Origin of the sequence: Micromonospora sp. NPDC093243 (assembly GCF_044753725.1) — a bacterium.
In the GTDB taxonomy this organism is placed as follows: Bacteria; Actinomycetota; Actinomycetes; order Mycobacteriales; family Micromonosporaceae; genus Micromonospora.
On record NZ_JBIVNT010000004.1, the window covers coordinates 430,661 to 453,703 of the forward strand.

General features: G+C 71.3%; 20 protein-coding genes. 11 read left to right on the plus strand and 9 right to left on the minus strand.

Going from position 1 to position 23,043, the window contains the following annotated elements:
- Positions 1-66 precede the first annotated feature (66 nt).
- On the plus strand, positions 67-2,631 hold the full coding sequence (gene valS / locus ACIP9D_RS15745; protein WP_350871476.1) for a valine--tRNA ligase: 2,565 nt from the start codon (positions 67-69) through the stop codon (positions 2,629-2,631).
- 15 nt (positions 2,632-2,646) lie between these two features.
- Here the strand turns inward: valS and ACIP9D_RS15750 are convergent, their stop codons facing one another.
- The 6 genes from ACIP9D_RS15750 to ACIP9D_RS15775 all read right to left on the minus strand — a co-directional run bounded on the left by ACIP9D_RS15750 (position 2,647) and on the right by ACIP9D_RS15775 (position 7,748).
- On the minus strand, positions 2,647-3,294 hold the full coding sequence (locus ACIP9D_RS15750) for a hypothetical protein (protein WP_350871473.1): 648 nt from the start codon (positions 3,292-3,294) through the stop codon (positions 2,647-2,649).
- 56 nt (positions 3,295-3,350) lie between these two features.
- Positions 3,351-3,944, minus strand: coding sequence for a hypothetical protein (locus ACIP9D_RS15755; protein ID WP_350871470.1), 594 nt, complete (start codon positions 3,942-3,944; stop codon positions 3,351-3,353).
- 321 nt (positions 3,945-4,265) lie between these two features.
- Positions 4,266-4,976, minus strand: coding sequence for an ABC transporter permease (locus ACIP9D_RS15760; RefSeq protein ID WP_350871468.1), 711 nt, complete (start codon positions 4,974-4,976; stop codon positions 4,266-4,268).
- A 3-nt stretch (positions 4,977-4,979) separates the two neighbouring features.
- Entirely contained in the window at positions 4,980-5,954 is a 975-nt protein-coding gene (locus tag ACIP9D_RS15765) for an ABC transporter ATP-binding protein (RefSeq protein ID WP_350871465.1), read from the minus strand.
- Positions 5,951-6,841: an ABC transporter permease gene (locus ACIP9D_RS15770; RefSeq protein WP_350871463.1), complete on the minus strand. Its 891-nt coding sequence runs from the start codon at positions 6,839-6,841 to the stop codon at positions 5,951-5,953. Before ACIP9D_RS15770 ends, ACIP9D_RS15765 begins: the two co-directional genes overlap by 4 nt.
- Positions 6,834-7,748, minus strand: a complete 915-nt coding sequence (locus ACIP9D_RS15775; RefSeq protein WP_350871461.1) for an ABC transporter ATP-binding protein — start codon at positions 7,746-7,748, stop codon at positions 6,834-6,836. Before ACIP9D_RS15775 ends, ACIP9D_RS15770 begins: the two co-directional genes overlap by 8 nt.
- A 179-nt stretch (positions 7,749-7,927) precedes the next feature.
- Between ACIP9D_RS15775 and ACIP9D_RS15780 the strand changes: the two genes are divergently transcribed.
- The 4 genes from ACIP9D_RS15780 (at position 7,928) to galT (ending at position 12,142) form a co-directional block, all read left to right on the plus strand.
- Complete coding sequence (locus tag ACIP9D_RS15780; protein ID WP_350871459.1) at positions 7,928-8,497, plus strand: DM13 domain-containing protein; 570 nt, start codon at positions 7,928-7,930, stop codon at positions 8,495-8,497.
- Positions 8,498-8,606: 109 nt separating this feature from the next.
- Positions 8,607-10,136, plus strand: coding sequence for an adenylyl-sulfate kinase (gene cysC / locus ACIP9D_RS15785; RefSeq protein WP_350871457.1), 1,530 nt, complete (start codon positions 8,607-8,609; stop codon positions 10,134-10,136).
- A gap of 114 nt (positions 10,137-10,250) precedes the next feature.
- Complete coding sequence (locus tag ACIP9D_RS15790) at positions 10,251-11,069, plus strand: DeoR/GlpR family DNA-binding transcription regulator (RefSeq protein ID WP_350871455.1); 819 nt, start codon at positions 10,251-10,253, stop codon at positions 11,067-11,069.
- A complete protein-coding gene (galT, locus tag ACIP9D_RS15795) occupies positions 11,066-12,142 on the plus strand; it encodes a galactose-1-phosphate uridylyltransferase (RefSeq protein WP_350871452.1) in 1,077 nt (358 codons plus the stop codon). Before ACIP9D_RS15790 ends, galT begins: the two co-directional genes overlap by 4 nt.
- 276 nt (positions 12,143-12,418) lie before the next feature.
- Here the strand turns inward: galT and ACIP9D_RS15800 are convergent, their stop codons facing one another.
- Positions 12,419-13,636, minus strand: a complete 1,218-nt coding sequence (locus ACIP9D_RS15800) for an NADP-dependent isocitrate dehydrogenase (RefSeq protein WP_350871451.1) — start codon at positions 13,634-13,636, stop codon at positions 12,419-12,421.
- 136 nt (positions 13,637-13,772) lie between these two features.
- Between ACIP9D_RS15800 and ACIP9D_RS15805 the strand changes: the two genes are divergently transcribed.
- Positions 13,773-14,594, plus strand: coding sequence for an MBL fold metallo-hydrolase (locus ACIP9D_RS15805; protein WP_350871448.1), 822 nt, complete (start codon positions 13,773-13,775; stop codon positions 14,592-14,594).
- Between the two features lie 147 nt (positions 14,595-14,741).
- On the opposite strand, the gene mdh is transcribed toward ACIP9D_RS15805, so the two are convergent.
- Positions 14,742-15,692 carry a malate dehydrogenase gene (gene mdh, locus ACIP9D_RS15810; protein ID WP_350871446.1) on the minus strand — a complete coding sequence of 317 codons (951 nt, stop codon included), beginning with the start codon at positions 15,690-15,692 and terminating at the stop codon, positions 14,742-14,744.
- A gap of 111 nt (positions 15,693-15,803) precedes the next feature.
- A complete protein-coding gene (locus ACIP9D_RS15815; protein WP_350871444.1) occupies positions 15,804-16,664 on the minus strand; it encodes a bifunctional methylenetetrahydrofolate dehydrogenase/methenyltetrahydrofolate cyclohydrolase in 861 nt (286 codons plus the stop codon).
- Between the two features lie 446 nt (positions 16,665-17,110).
- Between ACIP9D_RS15815 and ACIP9D_RS15820 the strand changes: the two genes are divergently transcribed.
- The 5 genes from ACIP9D_RS15820 to ACIP9D_RS15840 all read left to right on the plus strand — a co-directional run bounded on the left by ACIP9D_RS15820 (position 17,111) and on the right by ACIP9D_RS15840 (position 22,999).
- Positions 17,111-18,715 (plus strand): ABC transporter substrate-binding protein, encoded by a 1,605-nt coding sequence (locus ACIP9D_RS15820; RefSeq protein ID WP_350871442.1) that lies wholly within the window; start codon positions 17,111-17,113, stop codon positions 18,713-18,715.
- 195 nt (positions 18,716-18,910) lie between these two features.
- Positions 18,911-19,849 (plus strand): ABC transporter permease, encoded by a 939-nt coding sequence (locus ACIP9D_RS15825; protein WP_350871440.1) that lies wholly within the window; start codon positions 18,911-18,913, stop codon positions 19,847-19,849.
- A gap of 72 nt (positions 19,850-19,921) precedes the next feature.
- Entirely contained in the window at positions 19,922-20,878 is a 957-nt protein-coding gene (locus ACIP9D_RS15830; RefSeq protein ID WP_350871438.1) for an ABC transporter permease, read from the plus strand.
- 65 nt (positions 20,879-20,943) lie between these two features.
- Positions 20,944-21,981, plus strand: a complete 1,038-nt coding sequence (locus tag ACIP9D_RS15835) for an ABC transporter ATP-binding protein (protein WP_350871436.1) — start codon at positions 20,944-20,946, stop codon at positions 21,979-21,981.
- The gene (locus ACIP9D_RS15840; RefSeq protein WP_350871433.1) at positions 21,965-22,999 is read left to right on the plus strand and encodes a dipeptide ABC transporter ATP-binding protein; all 1,035 of its coding nucleotides are present in this window, start codon (positions 21,965-21,967) and stop codon (positions 22,997-22,999) included. The genes ACIP9D_RS15835 and ACIP9D_RS15840 overlap by 17 nt, the downstream gene beginning before the upstream one ends.
- The last annotated feature ends 44 nt before the right edge of the window (positions 23,000-23,043 follow it).

The window sequence follows — 23,043 nt, forward strand, 5'->3', positions numbered from 1 at the left end:
GCGATTTCGTCGTGGCGCGCGGGTTAACCCGTGGTCCGGCCGTTGCGGGCTGCCTACGATCGCAGGATGACTGATACGGCGAGGACGGCCCGCGCCGGTGTCCCCGAGCGTCCGACCCTGGACGGGCTCGAGGAGAACTGGGCGCGCCGCTGGCAGGAGGAGGGCACGTACGCGTTCGACCGCTCGAAGCAGCGCTCGGACGTGTACGCGATCGACACCCCGCCGCCGACCGTATCGGGCGAGCTGCACATGGGGCACGTCTTCTCGTACACGCACACCGACACCGTCGCCCGCTTCCAGCGGATGCGCGGCAAGGCGGTGTTCTACCCGATGGGCTGGGACGACAACGGCCTGCCGACCGAGCGTCGGGTGCAGAACGTCTACGGGGTGCGCTGCGACCCGGCGCTGCCCTACGACCCGGTCTGGCGCCCGCCGGCCACCCCGGTCTCCGACGACGCCCGGAAGAACCCGACGCCGATCTCCCGGCGCAACTTCATCGAGCTCTGCGAGCGCCTCACGGTCGCCGACGAGCAGGTCTTCGAGGCGCTCTGGCGGCGGCTCGGGCTGTCGGTGGACTGGTCGCTGACGTACACCACGATCGGCCGGGCGGCCCGGGCCACCAGCCAGCGGGCGTTCCTGCGCAACCTTCTCCGCGGCGAGGCCTATCAGGCGGAGGCGCCGACGCTCTGGGACGTCGGCTTCGGCACCGCGGTGGCCCAGGCCGAGTTGGAGGACCGGGAACGGCCGGGCGCCTACCACCGGCTGCGGTTCACCGGCCCGGGCGGGCGCGAGGTGCTGATCGACACCACCCGCCCGGAGCTGCTGCCGGCGTGCGTGGCGCTGGTCTGCCATCCGGACGACGAGCGCTACGCCGACCTGGTCGGCGCGACCGTGCGCAGCCCGCTCTTCGGGGTCGAGGTGCCGGTGCGCGCGCATCCGCTCGCCGATCCGGCCAAGGGCACCGGCATCGCGATGGTCTGCACCTTCGGCGACCTGAACGACGTGACCTGGTGGCGGGAGCTGCGGCTGGACACCCGGGTGGTGATCGGGCGGGACGGCCGGCTGCTGCCGGAGCCGCCGGCCGGGGTGCCGGCGCAGCCGTACGCGGCGCTGGCCGGGCAGACCGTCAACGGCGCCCGCCGGGAGATCGTCGGCAGGTTGGCCGACGCGGGCGACCTGATCGGCGAGCCGCGGCCGATCACGCATCCGGTGAAGTTCTACGAGCGGGGCGACCGGCCACTGGAGATCGTCTCCACCCGGCAGTGGTATCTGCGCAACGGCGGGCGCGATCCGCAGCTGTGTGCGGAGCTGCTGGCCCGGGGGCGCGAGCTGCACTGGGTGCCGGAGCACATGCGGCACCGCTACGACCACTGGGTGAGCGGCCTGACCGGCGACTGGCTGGTCAGTCGGCAGCGCTTCTTCGGGGTGCCGGTGCCGGTGTGGTACCGGCTCGACGACGCTGGCGAGCCGGACCGGTCCCAGCCTCTCACGCCCGACGAGTCGGCGCTGCCGGTTGACCCGTCCACCGACCCGCCTTCCGGTTACGACGAGTCCCAGCGGGGGCAGCCCGGTGGCTTCGTCGGCGACCCGGACGTGCTCGACACCTGGGCCACGTCGTCGCTGACCCCGCAGATCGTGGGCGGCTGGGAGACCGACCCGGACCTCTTCGCCCGGGTCTTCCCGATGGACCTGCGTCCGCAGGGGCACGACATCATCCGGACCTGGCTCTTCGCCACCGTGGTCCGCTCCCACCTGGAGCACGGCGTGCTGCCCTGGCGGGACACCGAACTCTCCGGCTGGATCCTCGACCCGGACCGCAAGAAGATGTCGAAGTCCAAGGGGAACGTGGTCACCCCGCTGGCGCTGCTGGAGCAGCACAGCTCGGACGCGGTGCGGTACTGGGCGGCGAGCGGCAAGCCGGGGATGGACCTGGCCTTCGACCCGGCCCAGATCAAGATCGGTCGGCGGCTCGCCACCAAGCTGCTCAACGCGTCGAAGTTCGCGCTCGGGCTGGGCGCCGCCGACGCGTTGCGGGCCGTCGCGACGGAGCCGCTGGACCGGGCCATGCTCGCCGAACTCTCCGCGGTGGCCGCCACCGCGACGGCCGCCTTCGAGGGGTACGACCACACCGCCGCCCTGCTGGCCACCGAGTCGTTCTTCTGGCGGTTCTGTGACGACTACATCGAGCTGGTGAAGGAACGGGCGTACGGCACCGGGCCCGGGGCGCAGTCGGCCCGGGCGGCGCTGGCCACCGCCCTCTCGGTGCAGCTGCGCCTCTTCGCCCCGGTGCTGCCGTACATCACCGAGGAGGTCTGGTCCTGGTGGCGCTACGGCTCGGTGCACCGCGCGACGTGGCCGACCACCCACGAGGTGGACCGGGCAATCGAGGGAACGGGTGATCCGGAGCTGCTCCGGCTCGCCGGGGACGCGCTCAGCCAGGTGCGGCGGGCCAAGTCGGAGCGGAAGCTCTCGATGCGGGCGGAGGTGCCGCTGGCCGAGGCGCTCGGCCCGGCGGCGCTGCTGGAGAAGCTGATGTTGATCTCGGACGACCTGCGGGCCGCCGGGCGGATCGGCAAGCTCGACCTGCTGCCGGACCGCACCACCGAACTCGTCATCGCCTCGGCCTTCTGACCGCCGGGGCCGCCGTCACCAGCCCCGCAGGAAGCGGAGACCGAGCAGGAAGGCGACCACGGCGGGGCCGACCAGCAGGGTGATTGCCTGGAGCCGGTACGGCATCCGGTGCCGCGTCAGCTCGACCGCGTTGCCGAGCACGATCACCCCGGCGAGCATCAGGAAGGCACCCCACCAGCCGGTGGCGCCGAAGTCGACCAGGCCAGCCTGGATCAACTGGAAGGTGGCGCCGAGCAGTGCTCCGGCCAGCGCCAGCAGCGCCACCGCCCGGTGCAGCCCGCGCGCCAACGGGTGCGCCGGCCGCCAGTAGTAGGTGCCCGCGATGGCCAGGCAGGGCACCATGATCATTACCGGCCAGCCGCGGTTCATCACGCCGAACATCAGCAGCGCGCCGGTGGCGAAGACCAGGGCGCCGACGCAGGCGACGACGTAGCCCGCGAACGCCCGGCCCCCGCCCCGGGCGAGCAGCGGCCCGCCGCACGCGGCGATCAGGGCGCCGGGGATCAGCACGAACCCCGCCCACCAGTGGAAGTCACCGCTGCCCTGCGCGACCGTCGTGGTCGCCGCGGCGGCCAGCCCGGCCAGCGCCAGACTCACCAACCAGTGCCTCGTGCTGCCCGGGTAGGGCTCACGCGGCAGCACCCGCCCCGCTTCTGCACTCACCGCTCCAGCCTCTCCGACCGCGCCGGAGCGGTCCATCCGGCCAGCCCTACCATCCGTCACCCGGCAAGCACCATGCCGCCCGCTCGGCTCTGCTCAGCGCCATGGACGGCATATCCGCCAACGAGAACCGGGTAGCGGGGTCGCTGGGGGGATCCCGGAGGAAGGTCCGTCTCGGGGTCGAGGCAGTGGGTGGGCGGCCGCTCCGTCCCGTTCTGCGCCTGAGCGTCGACGATCTGATCCGGTCCGCTTCCACCGTCGATGATCTTCACGTAGTAGCCATGGTTCTTCACAGTGCCTTGGCCCTCAGGAACGATCGCGGTGAACACCGCGACGTTTCCGGTGACCTTCAGGCATGTCACGTCGGCTCGTCCCTGCCCGGCCAGCGTGCCGTCCGGCAGTTCGTGCCGGTACAGGAACTGGCCGTGCGTCGATCCGTCGGCGGCCGTCACCGCCTGAACGCCGAACCAGATCCGATGCCCAACCGTGCCGGGCTCGTCGTACACGAAATGACCGAGACCGGCGACGACCGACCACCCGGCTGCAACCCTGATCGACTCGGACCGCTGGGCCTGCGCGACGGAGGGCGACGCCGCCACCCCCGCTGCCGCAACCGCCGCCAACGCCATCGCGCGCAAACCAGACCTGAACATGTCGCTCCTTATGACCATCCCGTCGGCTGACGTGGTCCAGCATCACCGCACGACGATGCGAGCGAATCCCTCCACCGAGCCACCCGCGTCCCTCGCGGAGGGGAAGTGGTGCCGGATGCCCGGGTAGGGATGCGGGGGTGGCGCCAGGCGCCGCTCATGCGACTCCGCCAAAAACGGACGCCGGCAGGCATCACAGACAGTCATGCCTCAGCGTCATCACTATGACGCTGAGGCATGACGCTCATCGGGGTGTCGCCGCCGAGCGGCCGGTCGGGCTGGGCGCGCTGCGCCCGGCCGCCACCGGGTCCGGTCCCGGCCGGTTCAGCTCGTCTCGCCGGCCACGCTGAACGACCGCAGCCGGTCGATCGCGAGCACGGTGAAACCGACGCTCACCAGCCCGGTCATCACCGCCGCCACCGGCACCGAGACGTTGGTCTCCAGCAGCCCGGTCGGGGCCAGCCGGTCGGCGAGCGCGATCACGTACTGCTGGATGGAGAGCACCTTGGTGCCGCTGACGAAGTTGCCGAGCAGACCCTCCCAGATCAGCACGTAGACCAGGCCGAGCAGCACCGGCCGCCGGGTGAGCAGGCTGAGGGCCAGGAAGAGCGCCGAATAGGCCAGCGCGCCGAGGCACCCGGCGGCGGCGAGCGCCAGGCCGAGGCCCACCGAATGGGCCAGCACACCCGCGACGTAGAGCGGCACGGCGACGGTGGCCGCGGTGACGCCGGTCGCCACCGCCAGCTTGGGCAGCACGATCTGCCAGCGCGGCAGCGGCTTGGTGAGGATGTGCACCACCGTGCCGTCGTCGATCTCGGCCCCGAGCACGCCGGTGCCGACGATCAGCGCGACCACCGGCAGCACCACGGCCAGCCCGAGGCCGACCAGCACCGGAGGGCCCCACTCACCCGGGTCCACGCCCAGCGAACGGGAGAGCACGGCGAGCAGCACCAGCACCACCGGCAGCGGGAAGAGCAGCAGGAACCGGCGACGACCGAAGAGGCCTCGCGCGGTGATCCAGGAAACGGTCGACATGTCTCAGGCCTCCACCAGGTAGGAGAAGACGCTCTCCAGGGACTCGTCCTCGGGCAGCAGCTGCCGGACCCGGATGCCCTTCGCCAGAGCGATCTTCGGCAGCGCCCGGGTGAAGGCGCCGTAGTCGCCGGCCCGCACGGTCAGCCCCGTGCGCCCCAGCTCCACCCCGGTCACCGACGGCTCGGCCATCAGCGCGACGGCCAGCGCCCGGTCGTCGGTGGAGTGCACCGCGAAGACGTGCGGTCGGTTGGTCATCAGCCGGCGGATGGTCCGGAAGTCACCGGACGCGGCGAGCCGGCCGGCGACCATCACCTGGACGGTGCCGGAGACCTGCTCGACCTCCTCGAGGATGTGCGAGCTGAACAGGATCGTCCGGCCGGCGTCACCGAGGCGGTGCAGCAGCTCCATCATGTGCAGCCGCTGGCGCGGGTCCATTCCGTTGAACGGCTCGTCGAGCAGCAGCACCTGCGGGTCGTGCACCAGCGCCGCGGCCACCCGGGTGCGCTGCCGCATGCCCTTCGAGTAGGTGCCGATCCGCCGGTCCTGCGCGTCCTCCAGCTCGACCAGCGCGATCGCCCGGCGGGCCGCCTCCTGGGGATCCGGCAGCCGGTGCAGCTTGGCGCTGGCCAGCACGAACTCGTACGCGCTGAGGAAGGTGTGCACCGCCTCGCGCTCGCTGACCAGCCCCAGCCGGCGGTAGACGCCCGGGTTGCGCCAGGTCGGTTCGCCGTCCAGGGTGACCGCCCCGCGGGACGGGGTGAGGAAGCCGGCCATCATGTGCAGCAGGGTGGTCTTGCCCGCGCCGTTGGGCCCGAGCAGGCCGGTGACCCCGGGGCCGAGGCGCATGCTGACGTCGTTGACCGCGACCACGTTGCCGTACCAGCGGGAGACCCCCGTCAGCTCCAAGGTGCTCGTGGTCGGTGCGGGCGGTTCGCCGACCGCCGTGGGCCGGGCAGTGCCGGCGCTGATCGCGCTCATCGGGAGGCCACCTTCCGGTACCGGGCCAGCAGCAGGGTGACGCAGAGGGCGATGAGCAGCACGGCGACGATCGCGTAGACCGGGCCGAAACCGCCGATCATGGAGCTGGTGTCCGGGGCGTTCTCCCCGGTGATCAGCAGATCACCGAGGGACCAGATGCCGACCCCCTGCACCAGCGTGGACGGCGAGGCGAGACCGGCCAGCTCGTTGAGCGTCCGGGACGGCATGATCGACAGAGTGCCGACGATCGGTGTGGTCATCAGGAAGACCGCGACGATCCCACCGGCGGCGAACGCCCGCTTGCCGGTGAGCGAGGCGACCAGCAGCCCGACCGAGGCGAAGACCGCCGCCCAGAGGCCGGCGTAGAGCAGGCCCGGCAGCAGGTCGAGCAGCTCGTTCCAGACCCCGCTCATGCCGTCGTCGGTGGTGAACGCGGCCCCGAGGAACATCACCAGCTGCGGCCCGCCGAGCAGCAGCCAGAGCGCGGTCACCAGGGCCAGCAGCTTGGCCAGCGGATAGTCGGTGCGCGGCAGCGGTCGGGAGAAGTAGAGCGGCAGCACCCCGCTGCGCAGGTCCCGGGAGACCAGCTCGGGGGCGACCACCGCGACGAAGAAGATGACCAGCCAGCTCATCGCGTCGGCGAACTGGGCGTAGGTCATCACCACCTCGCCGATCTGGCTGCGGACCGCGGTGACACCGGCGGCGACCAGGGTGACGATGCCGACCACCAGCCACGGGAAGATCTTGGCCTTGGCGCTGCGGCCGAGGCCGAACGCCGTCCGCAGGCCGTGCAGGTAGAGCGCGCCGAAGACGTGCCGGCGGCCCAGCCGCGGGCCGGTGTAGCGCTGGTAGCCGATGTCGTGGATGACGCCGGTCGGCTCAGACATTGCTGGGCTCCCTCGTGGCGAAGAGCTCGGCCACCCGGTGCCGGCGCTGGTCCAGCCGGTGCAGCGGCAGGTCCAGCTCGGCGACCGCGCCGAGGATCAGGTCGTAGGTGCCCTCGTCGGCGAGCTCGACGAGCAGCAGCCGCCCGTCCCGGCGCACCGGCAGGTGCAGCGCGGAGAGCCGGCCGGCCAGCTCCTCGGTGCCCTCGCTGACCTCGACGGCGAGCACGTCGGTGGCCGAGGTCATCGCGGAGATGTGGTCGGCCCGCAGCAGCCGCCCGCCGTCGATGGCGACGAGCGTGTCGCAGATCCGCTCCACCTCGCCGAGCAGGTGCGAGCAGACCAGCACCGAGATGCCGAACTCCGTGCCGATCCGGTGCACCAGGGCCAGCATGGCGTCCCGGCCGGCCGGGTCGAGGCCGTTGGTCGGCTCGTCGAGCAGCAACAGGTCGGGGTCGTGCACCAGTGCCTGGGCCAGCTTCACCCGCTGCTTCATGCCGGTGGAGTAGCCGCCGACCGGGCGGTAGCGCTCCTCGTAGAGCCCGACGTGCCGCAGCGCCTCGGAGGCCCGCTCGCGGGCGACCGTGCGCGGCAGCCCGCTGATCCGCCCGAGGTGGGTGACCAGCTCGGAGGCGGTGAGGTCGGGCGGGAGCGCGTCGTGCTCGGGCATGTAGCCGACCCGGGCGCGGACCGCGGCCGAGTCTGCGGTCGGGTCCAGGCCCAGCACCTGCACTCGGCCGCTGGTCGGAGCGAGCAGGCCGAGCAGGATCTTGATCAACGTCGACTTGCCGGCGCCGTTCGCGCCGACCAGCCCGATGATCCCCGGCTCGACCGCGACGGTGAGGTCGGCCAGCGCGGTGACCCCTCCCCCGTACGTCTTGGTCAGCGACTCGGTCGCGATGAGTGTCACGCCGCCAGCCTAGGCAGCCGCCGCCCGTCCCGGTGCCCGGCGCGCCCCTGGTCCTCCCCCGATCCTGGGGGCGGTCGACCCCTAATGCGTCCCCCCTCGCCGGGCCCTTCAGGGCCGACGCCACCACCGGTAAGGCTTTCGTAACGCCGTGTCCGGGCCGGTGGCGACAGACTGTGCCCATGTCCGCTCGCCTGCTGCGCGCCCCCCTGACCTGGGTCACGCTCGCCGTGCTCCTCGTCGGGGCCACCCTCGGTCTCTGGTGGTTCCAGCCATGGAAGCTGGTCACCGACGCCGAGGTCGACGAGGCGCTGACCGTGGTCTCCACCGACGCGCCGACCACGCCGGCCGCCACTACCACCGGCACCCCGAGCACGCCCGCCGCGCCCGCCGCGTCGACGGTCGTGCGCGCCGGCACGTTCGTCACCCACGAGCACGACACCGCCGGCACCGCCCGGATCGTCCGGGACGCGGCCGGCCGGCACCGGTTGGAGCTCGTCGGTCTGTCCACCTCGAACGGCCCGGACCTCCGGGTCTGGCTCACCGACCAGCCGGTACGCGGCGGCACGGCGGGTTGGCGGGTCTTCGACGACGGCCGCTGGGTCGAGCTGGGCCGGCTCAAGGGCAACCGGGGCAATCAGGGTTACGAGATCCCCGCCGGCGTGGACCTGACCGGGTTGACCAGCGTCTCCATCTGGTGCAAGCGGTTCGCCGTCTCGTTCGGCGCGGCCGCGCTGGACCCGCCGGCCTGAGCCGACGGCGGTCGCCCCACTCCGCCCGCGCTCCGATCGTGGAGTGGCGCCCTCGACCGATCGCCGGTCGGCTGCGAAACTGTGTGCCGGCCGGCGAGTAGGGGGTGCGATGAGCAACGGGTGGGTGCTGCCCGACGAGGTGCTCCGGGACGCGCCGGCGTACACGCCGCGCCCCGGGGAGCTGGCCGACCTGGAGCTGCTGCTGACCGGGGCGTACACCCCGCTGGCCGGTTTCATGACCCGGGCCGACCTGGTCTCGGTCAGCCGCCGCGGCCGGCTCGCCGACGGCAACCCGTGGCAGGTGCCGGTGACCCTCCAGGTGCCGGCCGCGCTCGCCCAGTCGTTCGATCCGCGCGACCCGGAGCGCCGCGCGCTGGTGCTCACCGACGGCGAGGGCGCTCCGATGGCCGCGCTGGACGTGGCCGACACCTGGCTGGTCCGGGACGGGGTGGCCGGCGTCGGCGGGGTGGTACGCCGGCTCGGCGACGGCGCGCACGGGCCGTTCCAGCGGCTGCGCCGCAGCCCGGAGGAGGTGCGCGCGCTGCTGCCCCCGGGCCGGGTGCTCGGGGTGATCGCCGACCGGCCGCTGCACCGCCCGCAGCTCGCCCAGATCGCGCACGCCGTCCGTACCCTCGGCGCGCACCTGCTGATCCTGATTCCGATCGGCGAGGAGGGCTCCGCCGGGCTACCGCCCGAGGCGCTGGTACGCGCCGTCTTCGCCGCCCGGGACCGGATGCCACCGGCCACCCTGGTCGCCGTGCCGCTCTCCCGCCGCCCCGACGAGATCAGCGACGCGCTGCTGCGGGCCCGGGTGTCGGCCGCGTACGGCGTCACCCACCTGCTGTCGACCGGCGAGATGCTCTCCGGCGCCGGGCTGCGGGTGCTGGTGCCGCGTGAGCTGGCGTACGACAACCGGGACGGGCAGTGGCGCTGGCGGGAGGACATCCCGCCGCGTAACCGACGACTGGCGCTGACCCAGGCCGAGATCAACGATCTGCTGGACCGGGGTTTTCCGCTGCCCGAATGGCACACCCCGCCGGCGGTGGCCAAGGAGCTGGCCCGGGCCCGGCCGCCGCGCCGGCACCGCGGGCTGGTGGTCTTCATGACCGGGCTCTCCGGCTCGGGCAAGTCGACCATCGCCCGGGGGCTGTCCGACGCGCTACGTGAGAGCGGCGATCGGACGATCACCCTGCTCGACGGGGACGTGGTCCGCCGGGAGCTCTCCGCCGGGCTCGGGTTCGGCAAGGCCGACCGGGATCTGAACGTGCGCCGGATCGGTTGGGTGGCGGCCGAGATCGCCCGGCACCGCGGGGTGGCGATCTGCTGCCCGATCGCCCCGTACGCGGCGGCCCGGACGGCCGCCCGGGAGATGGCGCTCGCCGCCGGGGCGGGCTTCCAGCTGATACACGTCGCCACCCCGCTGGAGGTCTGTGAGCGGCGTGACCGCAAGGGGCTCTACGCGCGGGCGCGCGCCGGCCTGATCACCGGGATGACCGGCGTCGACGACCCCTACGAGGAGCCGACCGACGCCGACCTGGTGCTGGACACCAGCGAGCTGAGCATCGACCAAGCGGTCCAGGCGGTGCTGCACCACCTCACCGAGACCGGCTGGGTCGAGCCCAAGCTCCAGTCCGCCTGATCCCTGCGACCACCCCCGTTCCTTTCGCCGCTTCCGGGCACGCGCTAGTGTTCATTCTTGTTGGAACACGTTTGACCGCGTGAGAGTGCGTGGACGGTCCCGGAGGTGTGGCGGATGCTGGCGCAACAGCGACAGGCGGCCATCCTGGAACGGGTCCGGACGACCGGCGGGGTACGGGTCACCGAGCTGGCCGCCGAGTTCGGCGTCTCGGACATGACCATCCGGCGCGACCTGGAGACGCTGCACGAGCGCGGCCTGCTCGCCAAGGTGCACGGTGGGGCGACCGTCGCCGGCCCCGGCTCGACCGACGAGCCGGGATTCTCGGCGAAGTCGGTCCAGCAACCGGCCGAGAAGGCGGCGATCGCCCACCGGGCGGCGCAGCTGGTCCGGCCGGGTGCGGCCATCGCGCTCTCGGCCGGCACCACCACCGCCGAGCTGGCTCGCCGCCTGGTGGACGTGCCCGGGCTCACCGTGGTGACCAACTCGCTTCCGGTGGCGGAGATCCTGCACGCCGCGGGCCGGCCGGACCAGACGGTGGTGCTCACCGGCGGGGTGCGGACGCCGTCCGACGCGCTGGTCGGGCCGCTGGCCGTCGGGGCGATCCGGTCGCTGCACCTGGACCTGCTCTTCCTCGGCGTGCACGGGATCACCGAGCGGGCGGGGTTCACCACCCCGAACCTGATGGAGGCGGAGACCGACCGGGCGCTGGTGGCGGCGGCGGACCGACTCGTGGTGCTCGCCGACCACACCAAGTGGGGCACGGTGGGCATCTCCTCGATCGTCGAACTCTCCGCCGCGCACGTGCTGGTCACCGACGACCAGTTGGCGCCGGATGCGCGGCGGGTACTGGGCGACCGGGTGGGCGAACTGGTGATGGTGACGGGGGCGGGCCGGTCGACGGACGCGCCGACGAGTGGAGGGGCGGCGGAGTGAAGCGCACCGCGATCGAGCTGGCCGACGGCCGGGAACTGATCTACTTCGACGAGCGGGACGACGCCGTCCGCGACCAGCCGGACCGGCGTGACCTGCCACCCCCGCCACCCGCGTCGCAGCTGCGCTACGACCCGCTGACCGACGAGTGGGTGGCGGTCGCCGTGCACCGGCAGACCCGCATCTTCCTGCCCCCCGCCGACCAGTGCCCGCTCGACCCGTCGGAGGGCGACCGGCTCACCGAGATCCCGGCGCCCGACTACGACGTGGTGGTCTTCGAGAACCGCTTCCCGTCGCTGAGCGGCCGGGTGGCCGACGAGCCCGGGCAGGTCACCCCGTTCACCCCGCTGCGCCCGGGGCTCGGCCGCTGCGAGGTGGTCTGCTTCACCTCCGATCACAACGCCTCGTTCGCCAGCCTCTCCCCGCGCCGGGTGCGCACCGTGCTCGACGCGCTCGCCGACCGGACCGTGGCGCTGGGTGAGCTGCCCGGCGTGGAGCAGGTGTTCTGCTTCGAGAACCGCGGGGTCGAGATCGGGGTGACCCTGCACCACCCGCACGGCCAGATCTACGCGTACCCCTTCGTCACGCCCCGGACCCGGGCGCTGCTCGCCGCCGCGCGCCGGCACGCCGAGCGCACCGGCGGCGGGAACCTCTACGCCGACGTGCTCGCCGCCGAGCGGGCCGCCGGCGACCGGGTGGTGGCGAGCAACGAGCACTGGACGGCGTACGTGCCCGCGGCGGCCCGCTGGCCGTTCGAGGTGCACGTCGCCCCGCACCGGCCGGTGCCGGACATCCCGGCTCTGGACGACGCCGAGCGGGACGCCTTCGGGCCGCTCTACCTGGACCTGCTGCGCCGCTTCGACGGCCTCTTCGACATGCCCATGCCGTACATCGCGGCCTGGCACCAGGCGCCGGTGCGGATCGACCGCGAGCTGGGCCACCTGCACCTGCAGCTGTTCAGCATCCGGCGGGCGAAGGACAAGCTGAAGTACCTGGCCGGCTCGGAGTCGGGGATGGGCGTCTTCATCAACGACATCGCCCCGGAGCGCGCCGCCGAACTGCTCCGCGCCGCCTGATCCGTCCCGGCCCGGCCGGGAGGGTGGCGAACAGGGCGCGGGGGGCCCGGGACAGGGCCCCCCGCAGGGAAGGGACGGCTGGCTGTGCTCGACAGCCGGGAAGGCTGGCTGATCGGCACTCGTGCCGCGAGGCGACCGCGGTCAACCTTCCTGGACGCGACTGGCATCTCGTCCACCCTGGTCAACGAGGCGCGCCGGTTGAGGTGACGAAAGTTTCCGCAGACGACGGAGCCCGCCGGCGGGTGCCGGCGGGCTCCGTGCGGTTGCTGGCGAGGATCAGGCGGCGAGCTTGCGCGCCAGGTTCTCGTCGAGCGCGTTCATGAACTCGTCGGTGGTCAGCCACGGGGCGTCCCGCGAGATGAGCAGCGCGAGGTCCTTGGTCATCTGGCCGCCCTCGACGGTGTCGACGATGACCTGCTCCAGGGTGTTGGCGAACTCGGTGACCGCCGGGGTGCCGTCCAGCTTGCCCCGGTGGGCCAGGCCCCGGGTCCAGGCGTAGATCGACGCGATCGGGTTGGTCGAGGTCTTCTCGCCCTTCTGCCACTGCCGGTAGTGCCGGGTGACCGTGCCGTGCGCGGCCTCGGCCTCGACGGTACGGCCGTCCGGGGAGAGCAGGACGGAGGTCATCAGACCCAGCGAGCCGAAGCCCTGCGCGACGGTGTCGGACTGGACGTCACCGTCGTAGTTCTTGCAGGCCCAGACGTAGCCACCCTCCCACTTGAGCGCGGCGGCGACCATGTCGTCGATCAGCCGGTGCTCGTAGGTGATGCCGGCGGCGTCGAACTCGGCCTTGAACTCGTTCTCGAACACCTCGGCGAAGATGTCCTTGAACCGGCCGTCGTAGGCCTTGAGGATGGTGTTCTTGGTGGACAGGTAGACCGGGTAGTTGCGGTCCAGGCCGTACCGGAACGAGGCCCGGGCGAAGTCCCGGATCGACTCGTCGAAGTTGTACATGCCCATGGCGATGCCGCCGCCGGAGAAGTTGGCGACCTCCATCTCCATCGGCGCGGAGCCGTCGGCCGGGGTGTAGGTGACGGTCACCTTGCCGGGGCCGGGCACGACGAAGTCGGTGGCCTTGTACTGGTCACCGTGGGCGTGCCGGCCGATGATGATCGGCTTGGTCCAGCCGGGGACCAGCCGCGGCACGTTGGACATGATGATCGGCTCACGGAAGACGACGCCGCCGAGGATGTTGCGGATGGTGCCGTTCGGCGACCGCCACATCTTCTTCAGGCCGAACTCCTCGACCCGGGCCTCGTCCGGGGTGATGGTGGCGCACTTCACGCCGACGCCGTGCTCCTTGATGGCGTTGGCGGCGTCAATGGTGACCTGGTCGTCGGTCTCGTCGCGGTGCTGGATCGACAGGTCGTAGTAGTGCAGGTCGACGTCGAGGTAGGGCAGGATCAGCTGCTCCCGGATCTGCTTCCAGATGATCCGGGTCATCTCGTCGCCGTCGAGCTCCACGACCGGGTTGTTTACCTTGATCTTCGCCATCGGCCGGCGCTCCTCTCGGGGGACACGTGCTCAAGCAGTACGAGCGTACTGGAAACTCGCCGGCAGCCCCCAGCCGGCCTCGGTCGGCCGCGAAACGGGGCTGCACGGCGCAGTAGTTCCCTGGCATCCTCGCCCGATGCCACTGAGCCGCACCCTCGGGTCTATCACGGTGACCGCGCTGACCGACGGGGAGGGTCCCTTCTTCCAGCCCCGGGCGGCGGCGTTTCCGCACGCCACCGCGGCGCACTGGCGGGAGGCCGACCGGCGCGACCCCGGCTCGGTGACCGACGACGGGCAGTGGTGGCTGAAGTTCCGCAGCTTCGCGATCCGCGCCGGCGATGGGCCGGTCACCCTCATCGACGCCGGCATCGGCCCGGCGGACGCGCCCGCCGCGAGCTGGGCGCCGGTGCCCGGCCGGCTGCCCGCCGAGCTGGCCGCCGCCGGCATCGACCCGGCCGACGTCGACACGGTCGTGCTGACCCACCTGCACAGCGACCACATCGGCTGGGCGGTGACCGGCGCGCCCGGGCGGCCGTACTTCCCGAACGCGAGCTACCTGCTGCAGCGCGCCGAGCTGGACGCGGCGGAGAGCCTCAACCCGGGGCTGCCGGCCGGCCTGGTCGCGCCGTTGCGCGCCGCCGGCCAGCTCCGGGTGGTCGACGGCGAGACCGCCCTCACCCCGGCGGTACGACTGCTGCCCACTCCGGGGCACACGCCCGGCCACCAGTCCGTGCTGCTGGACGCGGCCGACGAGCGCCTGCTGTTCACCGGCGACCTGCTGGTGCACGCCGTGCAACTGGTCGACCCCGACCTGGCGTACGCCCACGAGGCGGACCCCACGACGGCCCGGAAGTCCCGGACAACCCTCATGGCCACCCTGACCCCCACCCCCACCCTCCTGGCCACCCCCCACCTGGCCACCCCCTTCACCCCCCTCACCCCCCTCAGCCCCCGTTGATCAAGAGCTTTGCGTCAGGAATTGCGTTCCCGGTGACGCAAACCTCTTGATCAACGGGGCGGGCGGGGGCTGTCGGGGGTGGGAGGGAGGGGAAAGGGAAAGGGCGCGCCGGCTTTGCCGGCGCGCCCTTTCCGTGGGTCGGGTGGATCACATGGTGGCTACGTCGGCCTGCTTGGCGCGGACGGCCTCGGCGGCCTCCTTGAGGCTCGCCAGCTCGTCGGCGTCCAGGTCGGTCTCGACGACCCGCTTCACGCCCTCGGCGCCGATCTGCGCCTCCACGCCCAGGTAGACCCCGGAGATGCCGTACTGGCCGTCGACCCAGGCGCAGACCGGCATGACCTCGCCGGAGTCCTCCGCGACCGCCTTCGCCATCTTGGCGGCGGCGGCCGACGGGGCGTAGTACGCCGAGCCGGTCTTGAGCAGCGCGACCACCTCGGCGCCACCGTTGCGGGTCTTGACGACCAGCTCCTCGATCTGCGCGTCGGGCATGGCCTCACGCAGCGGCTTGCCGTTGACCGTGCTCTTCGACGGCACCGGCACCATGGTGTCGCCGTGCGAGCCGAGGGTGAGGGTCTTCACCGACTTCACCGGTACGTTCAGCGCCTCGGCCACGAAGTTGGTGAACCGGGCGGTGTCGAGCATGCCGGCCTGGCCGAGCACCCGGTTCTTCGGGAACTGGGTCGCGAGCTGGGCCAGCGCGGTCATCTCGTCCAGCGGGTTGGAGACCACGATGACCACGGCGTTCGGGGCGTACTTGGCGACGTTCTCGGAGACCTGGCGGACGATCTTGGCGTTCGTCTCCAGCAGGTCCATCCGGCTCATGCCCGGCTTGCGCGGCAGACCGGCCGTGATCACGACGACGTCCGAACCCTCGATCGCCTCGTAGCCCTCGCCGTTCGGGCCGGTGGTGACGCCGACGACCTTCGTCTCGAAGCCCTCGATCGGGCGCGACTGGTTGAGGTCCAGCGCGAGACCCGCCGGCTTGCCCTCCACGATGTCGGTGATCACGACGGTGTCGAAGACGTCGTACTCGGCCAGGCGCTGTGCGGTGGTGGAGCCGTAGAAGCCGGCCCCGACGACAGTGACCTTCTTACCCATGGTCGTCCCACTCCCTGCTACCAGTCGGTTTTCCGGACCGTATCAGTCATCCTGGCACCGAACCGGCCAGGGGCGGACAGTTATGACCCTGACGGGCGTCGCGTCCGGACCTCAGCCCTGCTCGGCGCGCTCGACCACGTTGGTCAGCAGCATGGCCCGGGTCATCGGGCCGACGCCGCCCGGCATCGGAACGAGGCCGCCGGCCACCTCGGCCACCCCCGGGTCCACGTCTCCGGTGTAACGACCCTTGCCGTCCGGCCCGACCACCCGGGTGATGCCGACGTCGACCACCACGGCGCCCGGGGTGATCATGTCGGCGGTGAGCAGGCCGGGTACGCCGGCCGCCACGATCACGATCTCGGCGTCCCTGGTCTGTGCGGCGAGGTCGAGGGTGCCGGTGTGGCAGAGCGTCACCGTGGCGTTCTCGGTGCGCCGGGTGAGCAGCAGGCCGAGCGGGCGGCCGACGGTGTTGCCGCGGCCGACGACCGCCACCTTGGCGCCGCGCAGCGGCACGTCGTAGCGGCGCAGCAGCTCGACGATGCCGCGCGGGGTGCAGGGCAGCGGGCCCGGGTAGCCGAGCACCAGCCGGCCGAGGTTCACCGGGTGCAGGCCGTCGGCGTCCTTGGCCGGGTCGATCAGCTCCAGCACCCGCTGGGTGTCGAGGTGCGCCGGGAGCGGCAGCTGGACGATGTAGCCGTGGCAGGCCGGGTCGGCGTTCAACTCGGCGAGCACGTCCTCGACCTGCTGCTGGGTGGCGTCGGCCGGCAGCTCGCGGCGGATCGAGGCGATGCCCACCTCGGCGCAGTCCCGGTGCTTGCCGTTGACGTACGCCTGCGAGCCGGGGTCGGAACCGACCAGGACCGTGCCCAGTCCGGGGGTGATGCCGCGTTCGGCCAGGGCCTTCACCCGCGCTCGCAGCTCGTCCTTGATCTCCGCCGCGGTCGCCTTGCCGTCCAGAAGCGTCGCCGTCACGAACTGATCGTCTCACGTTGGACGTCGGTCTTTCGGATGACCCGGTTCCACGACGCGGCGGCAGCTCGGGCAGCCGTCGTCAGTAACGAAGCGTGACGTGTCGTTCATCACCCTCGGTGACGGTTTGTGGATCAAGCCACAGCCGTTACCGGACCGGTCGGCACGGAAGGCGACAACCGGGACGGGCGACCGGATACCGCCGATCAGCGCCCGGTCCGGCCCGAAGCACGCCGCCTCTCCCGCAGTAATCGCACTTCGGGTGCGTAAACGCCACCTCGCCCTAGCAGTCTCGCCGCCCGTCGGCAACGGGCCGCCACCTACACCGTTACCGAGTCGCAACCGGCTCGTTGCCGGAAGCACCCACCCCGACCTACCGTTGCCGATTGTTGCGCAGCGTCACCCAGCGTCGGGCCTGACTGCGCAGCGTGAGGAGATGAGGAGGCTCAATGCGAGTTCGTAGGCTCGCCGCCTGGACCGCCCTCCCGCTCGCGGTGACCCTGGGCCTCGCGGCCTGCGGCAGCGGCGGCGACGGTGGGTCCGGTAGCGGCGGTTCCGGTTCCGCGGTCAGTATCCAGATCGGGGAGCCCCAGCACCTGGTTCCGACCAACACCACCGAGACGTCCGGGTCCCAGGTGCTCGCCGGCCTGTTCAGCCCGCTCGTCGACTACGACGCCCAGAACAAGCCGTACGAGGTCGCGGCCGAGTCCGTGACGTCGACCGACAACAAGGTCTGGACGATCAAGCTCAAGGACGGCTTCACCTTCCACAACGGTGAGAAGGTCACGTCCGAGGACTACATCAACGCCTGGAACTACGGCGCGTACGCGCCCAACGGCCAGGGCGGCAGCTACTTCTTCGAGAAGATCGACGGCTACCAGGACCTGCAGGGCGACAAGCCGAAGGCCAAGGAGATGTCCGGCCTGAAGAAGGTCGACGACCTGACCTTCCAGGTGACGCTCTCCGCCCCGTACATCGACTTCAAGACGATGCTGGGCTACAACGCCTTCTACCCGCTGCCGGACGCCGCGTTCTCGGCCCCGGGCGTGCTCAAGGACTCCTACGAGCAGGCGCCGATCGGTCAGGGCCCGTTCAAGATGAAGGGCACCTGGCAGCACGACAGCAAGATCGACGTCGAGCGGTACGACGCCTACCCGGGTGAGAAGCCCAAGGTGAACGCCGTCGAGTTCCGGGTCTACCAGCAGCTCACCGCCGCGTACGCGGACGTGCTGGCGGACAACCTCGACGTGCTGCCGACGATCCCGACCGAGAGCCTGAGCACCGCGCCGACCGACCTGGGCGACCGTTACCAGACCAGCCCGATGTCGTCGTTCCAGTTCCTGGCGTTCCCGACGTTCGACAAGAACTTCAGCAACCCGGACGTGCGCAAGGCGATCTCGATGGCGATCGACCGGGACGAGATCACCAAGTCGATCTTCAAGAACTCGCAGCAGCCGGCTCGCTCGTTCGTCTCGCCGGTGCTGCCGGGCTACCGGGAGAACACCGCGGGCGCGGCGGGCGAGTTCAACCCGACCGAGGCCAAGAAGCTCTACCAGGCCGCCGGCGGCCCGTCGAAGATCGTCATCTCCTACAACGGGGACGGCGGCCACAAGGACTGGGTCGACGCGACCGCCAACCAGCTGAAGGCCAACCTGGGCGTGGACGTCGTCGGCTCGGCCGAGCCGAAGTTCGCCGACCTGCTCACCAAGGTCGAGAAGAAGCAGCCGGTCGGCATGTTCCGGCTGGGCTGGGTCATGGACTACCCGTCCATGGAGGACTACCTGGGCCCGCTGTACAGCACCAACGGCTCGTCGAACTACTACGGCTACAGCAACCCGGAGTTCGACCGCCTGGTGAAGGAGGGCTCCGCCGCTCCCACCCAGGAAGAGGCGATCAAGAAGTACCAGCAGGCCGAGGACATCCTGGCCAAGGACATGCCGGTCATCCCGCTCCGCTTCGGCGAGAACGTGTTCGGGCATTCGACCAAGGTCAGCCACGTCGAGATGGACCTGTTCCAGCGCGTCAACCTGGTCAAGATCGAAGCGACCAGCTGAGCTAGCTGACCGCGTCCGGGCCACTCGGGGAAACCCGGGTGGCCCGGGCACGCGCGGACCGGGAATCGCCGACCAACCGTCCGGCCGCTCTCCGCACGGCCCACCGGCCGGAGGGGCACCGGCGGCACGATTTCCGGTACGACCAGAGACGTCGTACTGCGAACCTTTCGCACTTTTCCAGAGAGACTGTCAAGTATGTTCCGCTACATCCTGCGGCGCCTCCTGCAGATGGTCCTCGCGTTCCTCGGGACCACCCTGATCGTCTATGCGCTGATGTTCGCCGGGCAAGGCGACCCGATCCAGGCTCTCGCCGGTGAGCGGCCGGTGACGGCGGCTCAGCGGGCATATCTGACGGAGAAGTACCACCTGGACGCGACCGGCGTGGGCGGCTTCTTCTACCGCTACTTCGACTACGTGCGCAGCCTGCTCCAGGGCGACCTGGGCCAGTCGCTCACCGGCCGGCAGATCGGCGACATCCTCCAGCAGGCCTGGCCGGTCACCGTGAAGCTTGCCCTCATCGCGCTCGCCGTGGCCGTCATCTTCGGCGTCACCTCCGGCGTGATCGCCGGAATCCGCCGGGCCAGCATCTTCGACAACTCGACGCTGGTGCTGACCCTGCTGGTGCTGGGCATCCCGACCATCGTGCTGGCGCCGCTCGCACAGTTCTTCCTCGGCGTGAAGTGGCAGCTCTTCCCGCCCACCGCCGGCTCGGAGCCGAGCTTCTACGCGCTGCTGCTGCCCGGCATCGTGCTCGGCTCGCTCTCGCTCGCCACCGCGCTGCGGCTGACCCGCACCTCGGTGGCCGAGAACCTGCGCGCCGACTACGTGCGGACCGCCCGGTCGAAGGGCCTGCTCAAGCGGCGCATCGTCAGCGTCCACGTACTGCGCAACTCGCTCATCCCGGTGGTGACCTTCCTCGGCGTCGAGCTGGGCAACCTGATGAGCGGCGCGATCATCACCGAGGGCGTCTTCAACATCCCCGGCGTGGGCTTCAACCTCTTCCGGGGCATCCGCACCGAGGACGGGCCGCTGGTGGTGGGCATCGTCAGCGTGCTCGTCGTGGTCTACCTGGTCTCGAACCTGGTGGTGGACGTCCTGTACGCCGTACTCGACCCGAGGATCCGCTATGAGTGAGCGCAGCGAACGAATCATCAGCGCAGCGTGCTTGGGCGCTCATGCCGGCACCGAGCGCAGCGAGGTGCAGGCATGAGTGATTTTGAAACTGTGGCGGCCACCGAGAACCAGGCCGCACGGCGTGGCCCCTCGGGTGAGCCCGGCACGCCCAACCAGGTCGGCGCGGCGCAGAAGCCGCGCAGCCTGGCCGGGGACGCCTGGCGCGACCTGCGCCGCAACCCGATCTTCTGGATCTCGCTGGTACTGGTGCTGCTCGTCACCCTGATGGCGCTCCTGCCCGGCGTGTTCACCGCGAACGACCCGCGCGACTGCCTGCTCTCCCGGCAGCACGCCGGGCCGTCCGGCGGGGCCATCTTCGGGTACGACTTCCAGGGCTGCGACACGTACTCCCGAGCGGTCTACGGCACCCGGGCGTCGCTGCTGGTCGGCGCGCTCTCGGCGCTGGGCACCGGCGTGATCGCGCTGGTCATCGGGATGCTGGCCGGTTACTTCGGCCGCTGGGTGGACGCGGTGCTCTCCCGGGTCATCGACGTCGTGCTCGGCATCCCGCTGCTGCTGGCCGCGATCGTGCTGCTCAAGCGGGTCGGCAGCGACAGCCCCACCGCCCGGATCACCGCGGTCATCTTCGTGCTGGCCGTCCTCGGCTGGACGACCGCCGCCCGGGTGGTGCGCTCCTCGGTGATCACCGCCAAGGAGCAGGACTACGTCGCCGCGGCCCGGATGCTCGGCGCCAACCACGGCCGGATCATGTGGCGGCACATCCTGCCGAACTCGCTGGCCCCGGCCATCGTGGTGCTGACCATCGCGCTCGGCTCGTTCATCGCCGCCGAGGCCACGCTCTCCTTCCTGGGCATCGGCCTCAAGGCGCCGACCATCTCGTGGGGCCAGGACATCGACACCGGCCGGATCCACATGCGGGAAGCGGCGACGCCGTTGATCGTCCCGTCGGCCTTCCTCGCACTGACCGTGCTCGCGTTCATCATGCTCGGCGACGCGATCCGTGACGCCTTCGACCCGAAGCTGCGGTGACCCGTGCGAGCGCGAGGAGTGAGCGAAGCGAGCCCCGCAGTTCGCGAGCGAAAGGCAGGCACAGCATGACCGACTCCATCGTCCAACCCACGCCCGCCTCCGCCACCCCGGAGGGCGGCCACCTGCTCGAGGTACGGGACCTGCACGTCGAGTTCCGCACCGGCGAGGGCGTGGCCAAGGTGATCAACGGCGTCTCGTACCACCTGGACGCCGGTGAGACGCTCGCCGTGCTCGGCGAGTCCGGCTCCGGCAAGTCGGTGACCGCTCAGGCGATCATGGGCATCCTGGACACCCCGCCGGCGCACATCCGCTCCGGGCAGATCCTCTACCAGGGCCGTGACCTGCTCACCCAGTCGGAGGAGCAGCGCCGGCAGGTACGCGGCAAAGAGATCGCGATCATCTTCCAGGACGCGCTCTCGGCGCTGAACCCGGTCTTCCCGGTCGGCTGGCAGATCGGCGAGACGCTGCGCCAGCGGGAGGGGATGTCCCGCGGCGACGCCCGCCGGCGGGCCATCGAGCTGATGGACCTGGTGAAGATCCCGGCTGCCGCCCGGCGGATCGGCGACTACCCGCACCAGTTCTCCGGCGGCATGCGGCAGCGCGTCATGATCGCGATGGCGCTGGCGCTCAACCCGAAGGTGCTGATCGCCGACGAGCCGACCACCGCGCTGGACGTCACCGTGCAGGCCCAGATCATGGACCTCCTGGCCGACCTGCGCCGGGACCTCGGCATGGCGATGATCCTGATCACCCACGACCTCGGCGTGGTGGCCGGCGTGGCGGACCGGATCGCGGTGATGTACGCCGGCCGGATCGTCGAGCACGCCGACGTCCGCTCGCTCTACCGCGCGCCGGCGCACCCGTACACCAAGGGGCTGCTGGAGTCGATCCCGCGCCTGGACGTCCGCGGCCAGGAGCTGTCGACGATCAAGGGGCTGCCGCCGAACCTGATGCGGATCCCCTCCGGCTGCCCGTTCCACCCCCGCTGCCCGTACGTCCAGCAGGTCTGCGTGGACGCGGTGCCGCACGACCTGGTCCTCGGCGACGGCCGGACCAGCGCATGCCACTTCGCGCAGGAGGTCCGTGATGACAGCGCCCGCTAGCTCCACCAAGGTCCGGGGCGAGACCATCCTCTCCGTCGACAACCTGGTCAAGCACTTCCCGATCTCGCAGGGCGTGCTGTTCAAGCGCCAGATCGGCGCGGTCAAGGCGGTGGACGGGGTGAGCTTCGAGCTGCGCCGGGGCGAGACCCTCGGCGTGGTGGGCGAATCGGGCTGCGGCAAGTCGACGCTGGCCCGACTGCTCATGCGGCTCGAGACGCCGACCTCGGGCGGGGCCACCCTGGAGGGCAAGGACCTGTTCAAGTCCTCCGGCGGCGAGCTGCGCCGGCTGCGGCGCAACATGCAGATGGTCATGCAGGATCCGTACACCTCGCTGAACCCGCGGATGACGGTCGGCGACATCATCGGCGAGCCGTTCGAGATCCACCCGGACGCGGCTCCGAAGGGCAGCAAGCGCAAGCGTGTGCAGGAGCTGCTGGACGTGGTCGGGCTGAACCCGGAGCACATCAACCGGTACCCGCACCAGTTCTCCGGCGGGCAGCGGCAGCGCATCGGCATCGCCCGGGCGCTCGCCCTGCGTCCGGAGGTGATCGTCTGCGACGAGCCGGTGTCGGCGCTGGACGTCTCCATCCAGGCGCAGGTGATCAACCTGCTGGAACAGCTCCAGGACGAGTTCGGCCTCTCCTACATCTTCATCGCGCACGACCTGTCGGTGGTCCGGCACATCGCGGACCGGGTCGCGGTGATGTACCTCGGTCGGATCGTGGAGATCGGCACCGAGGACGAGATCTACGAGCGGGCCACCCACCCGTACACCCAGGCGCTGCTCTCCGCCGTGCCGGTGCCGGACCCGGAGGCGCGTACCGACCGGAACATCATTCGGCTCACCGGTGACGTGCCGTCGCCGGCCGACCCGCCGAGCGGCTGCCGGTTCCGCACCCGCTGCTGGAAGGCGCAGGAGATCTGCGCCGTCGAGGACCCGCAGACCGTCCCGCGCGCCGCCGACCCGCACCCCTCGGCCTGCCACTTCGCCGAACTGCGCCCCACCGCGGCGGCCTGACCCCGCCCCCAGGCCCCCCAGCCTGGTCGATCATGCAGTTGTGG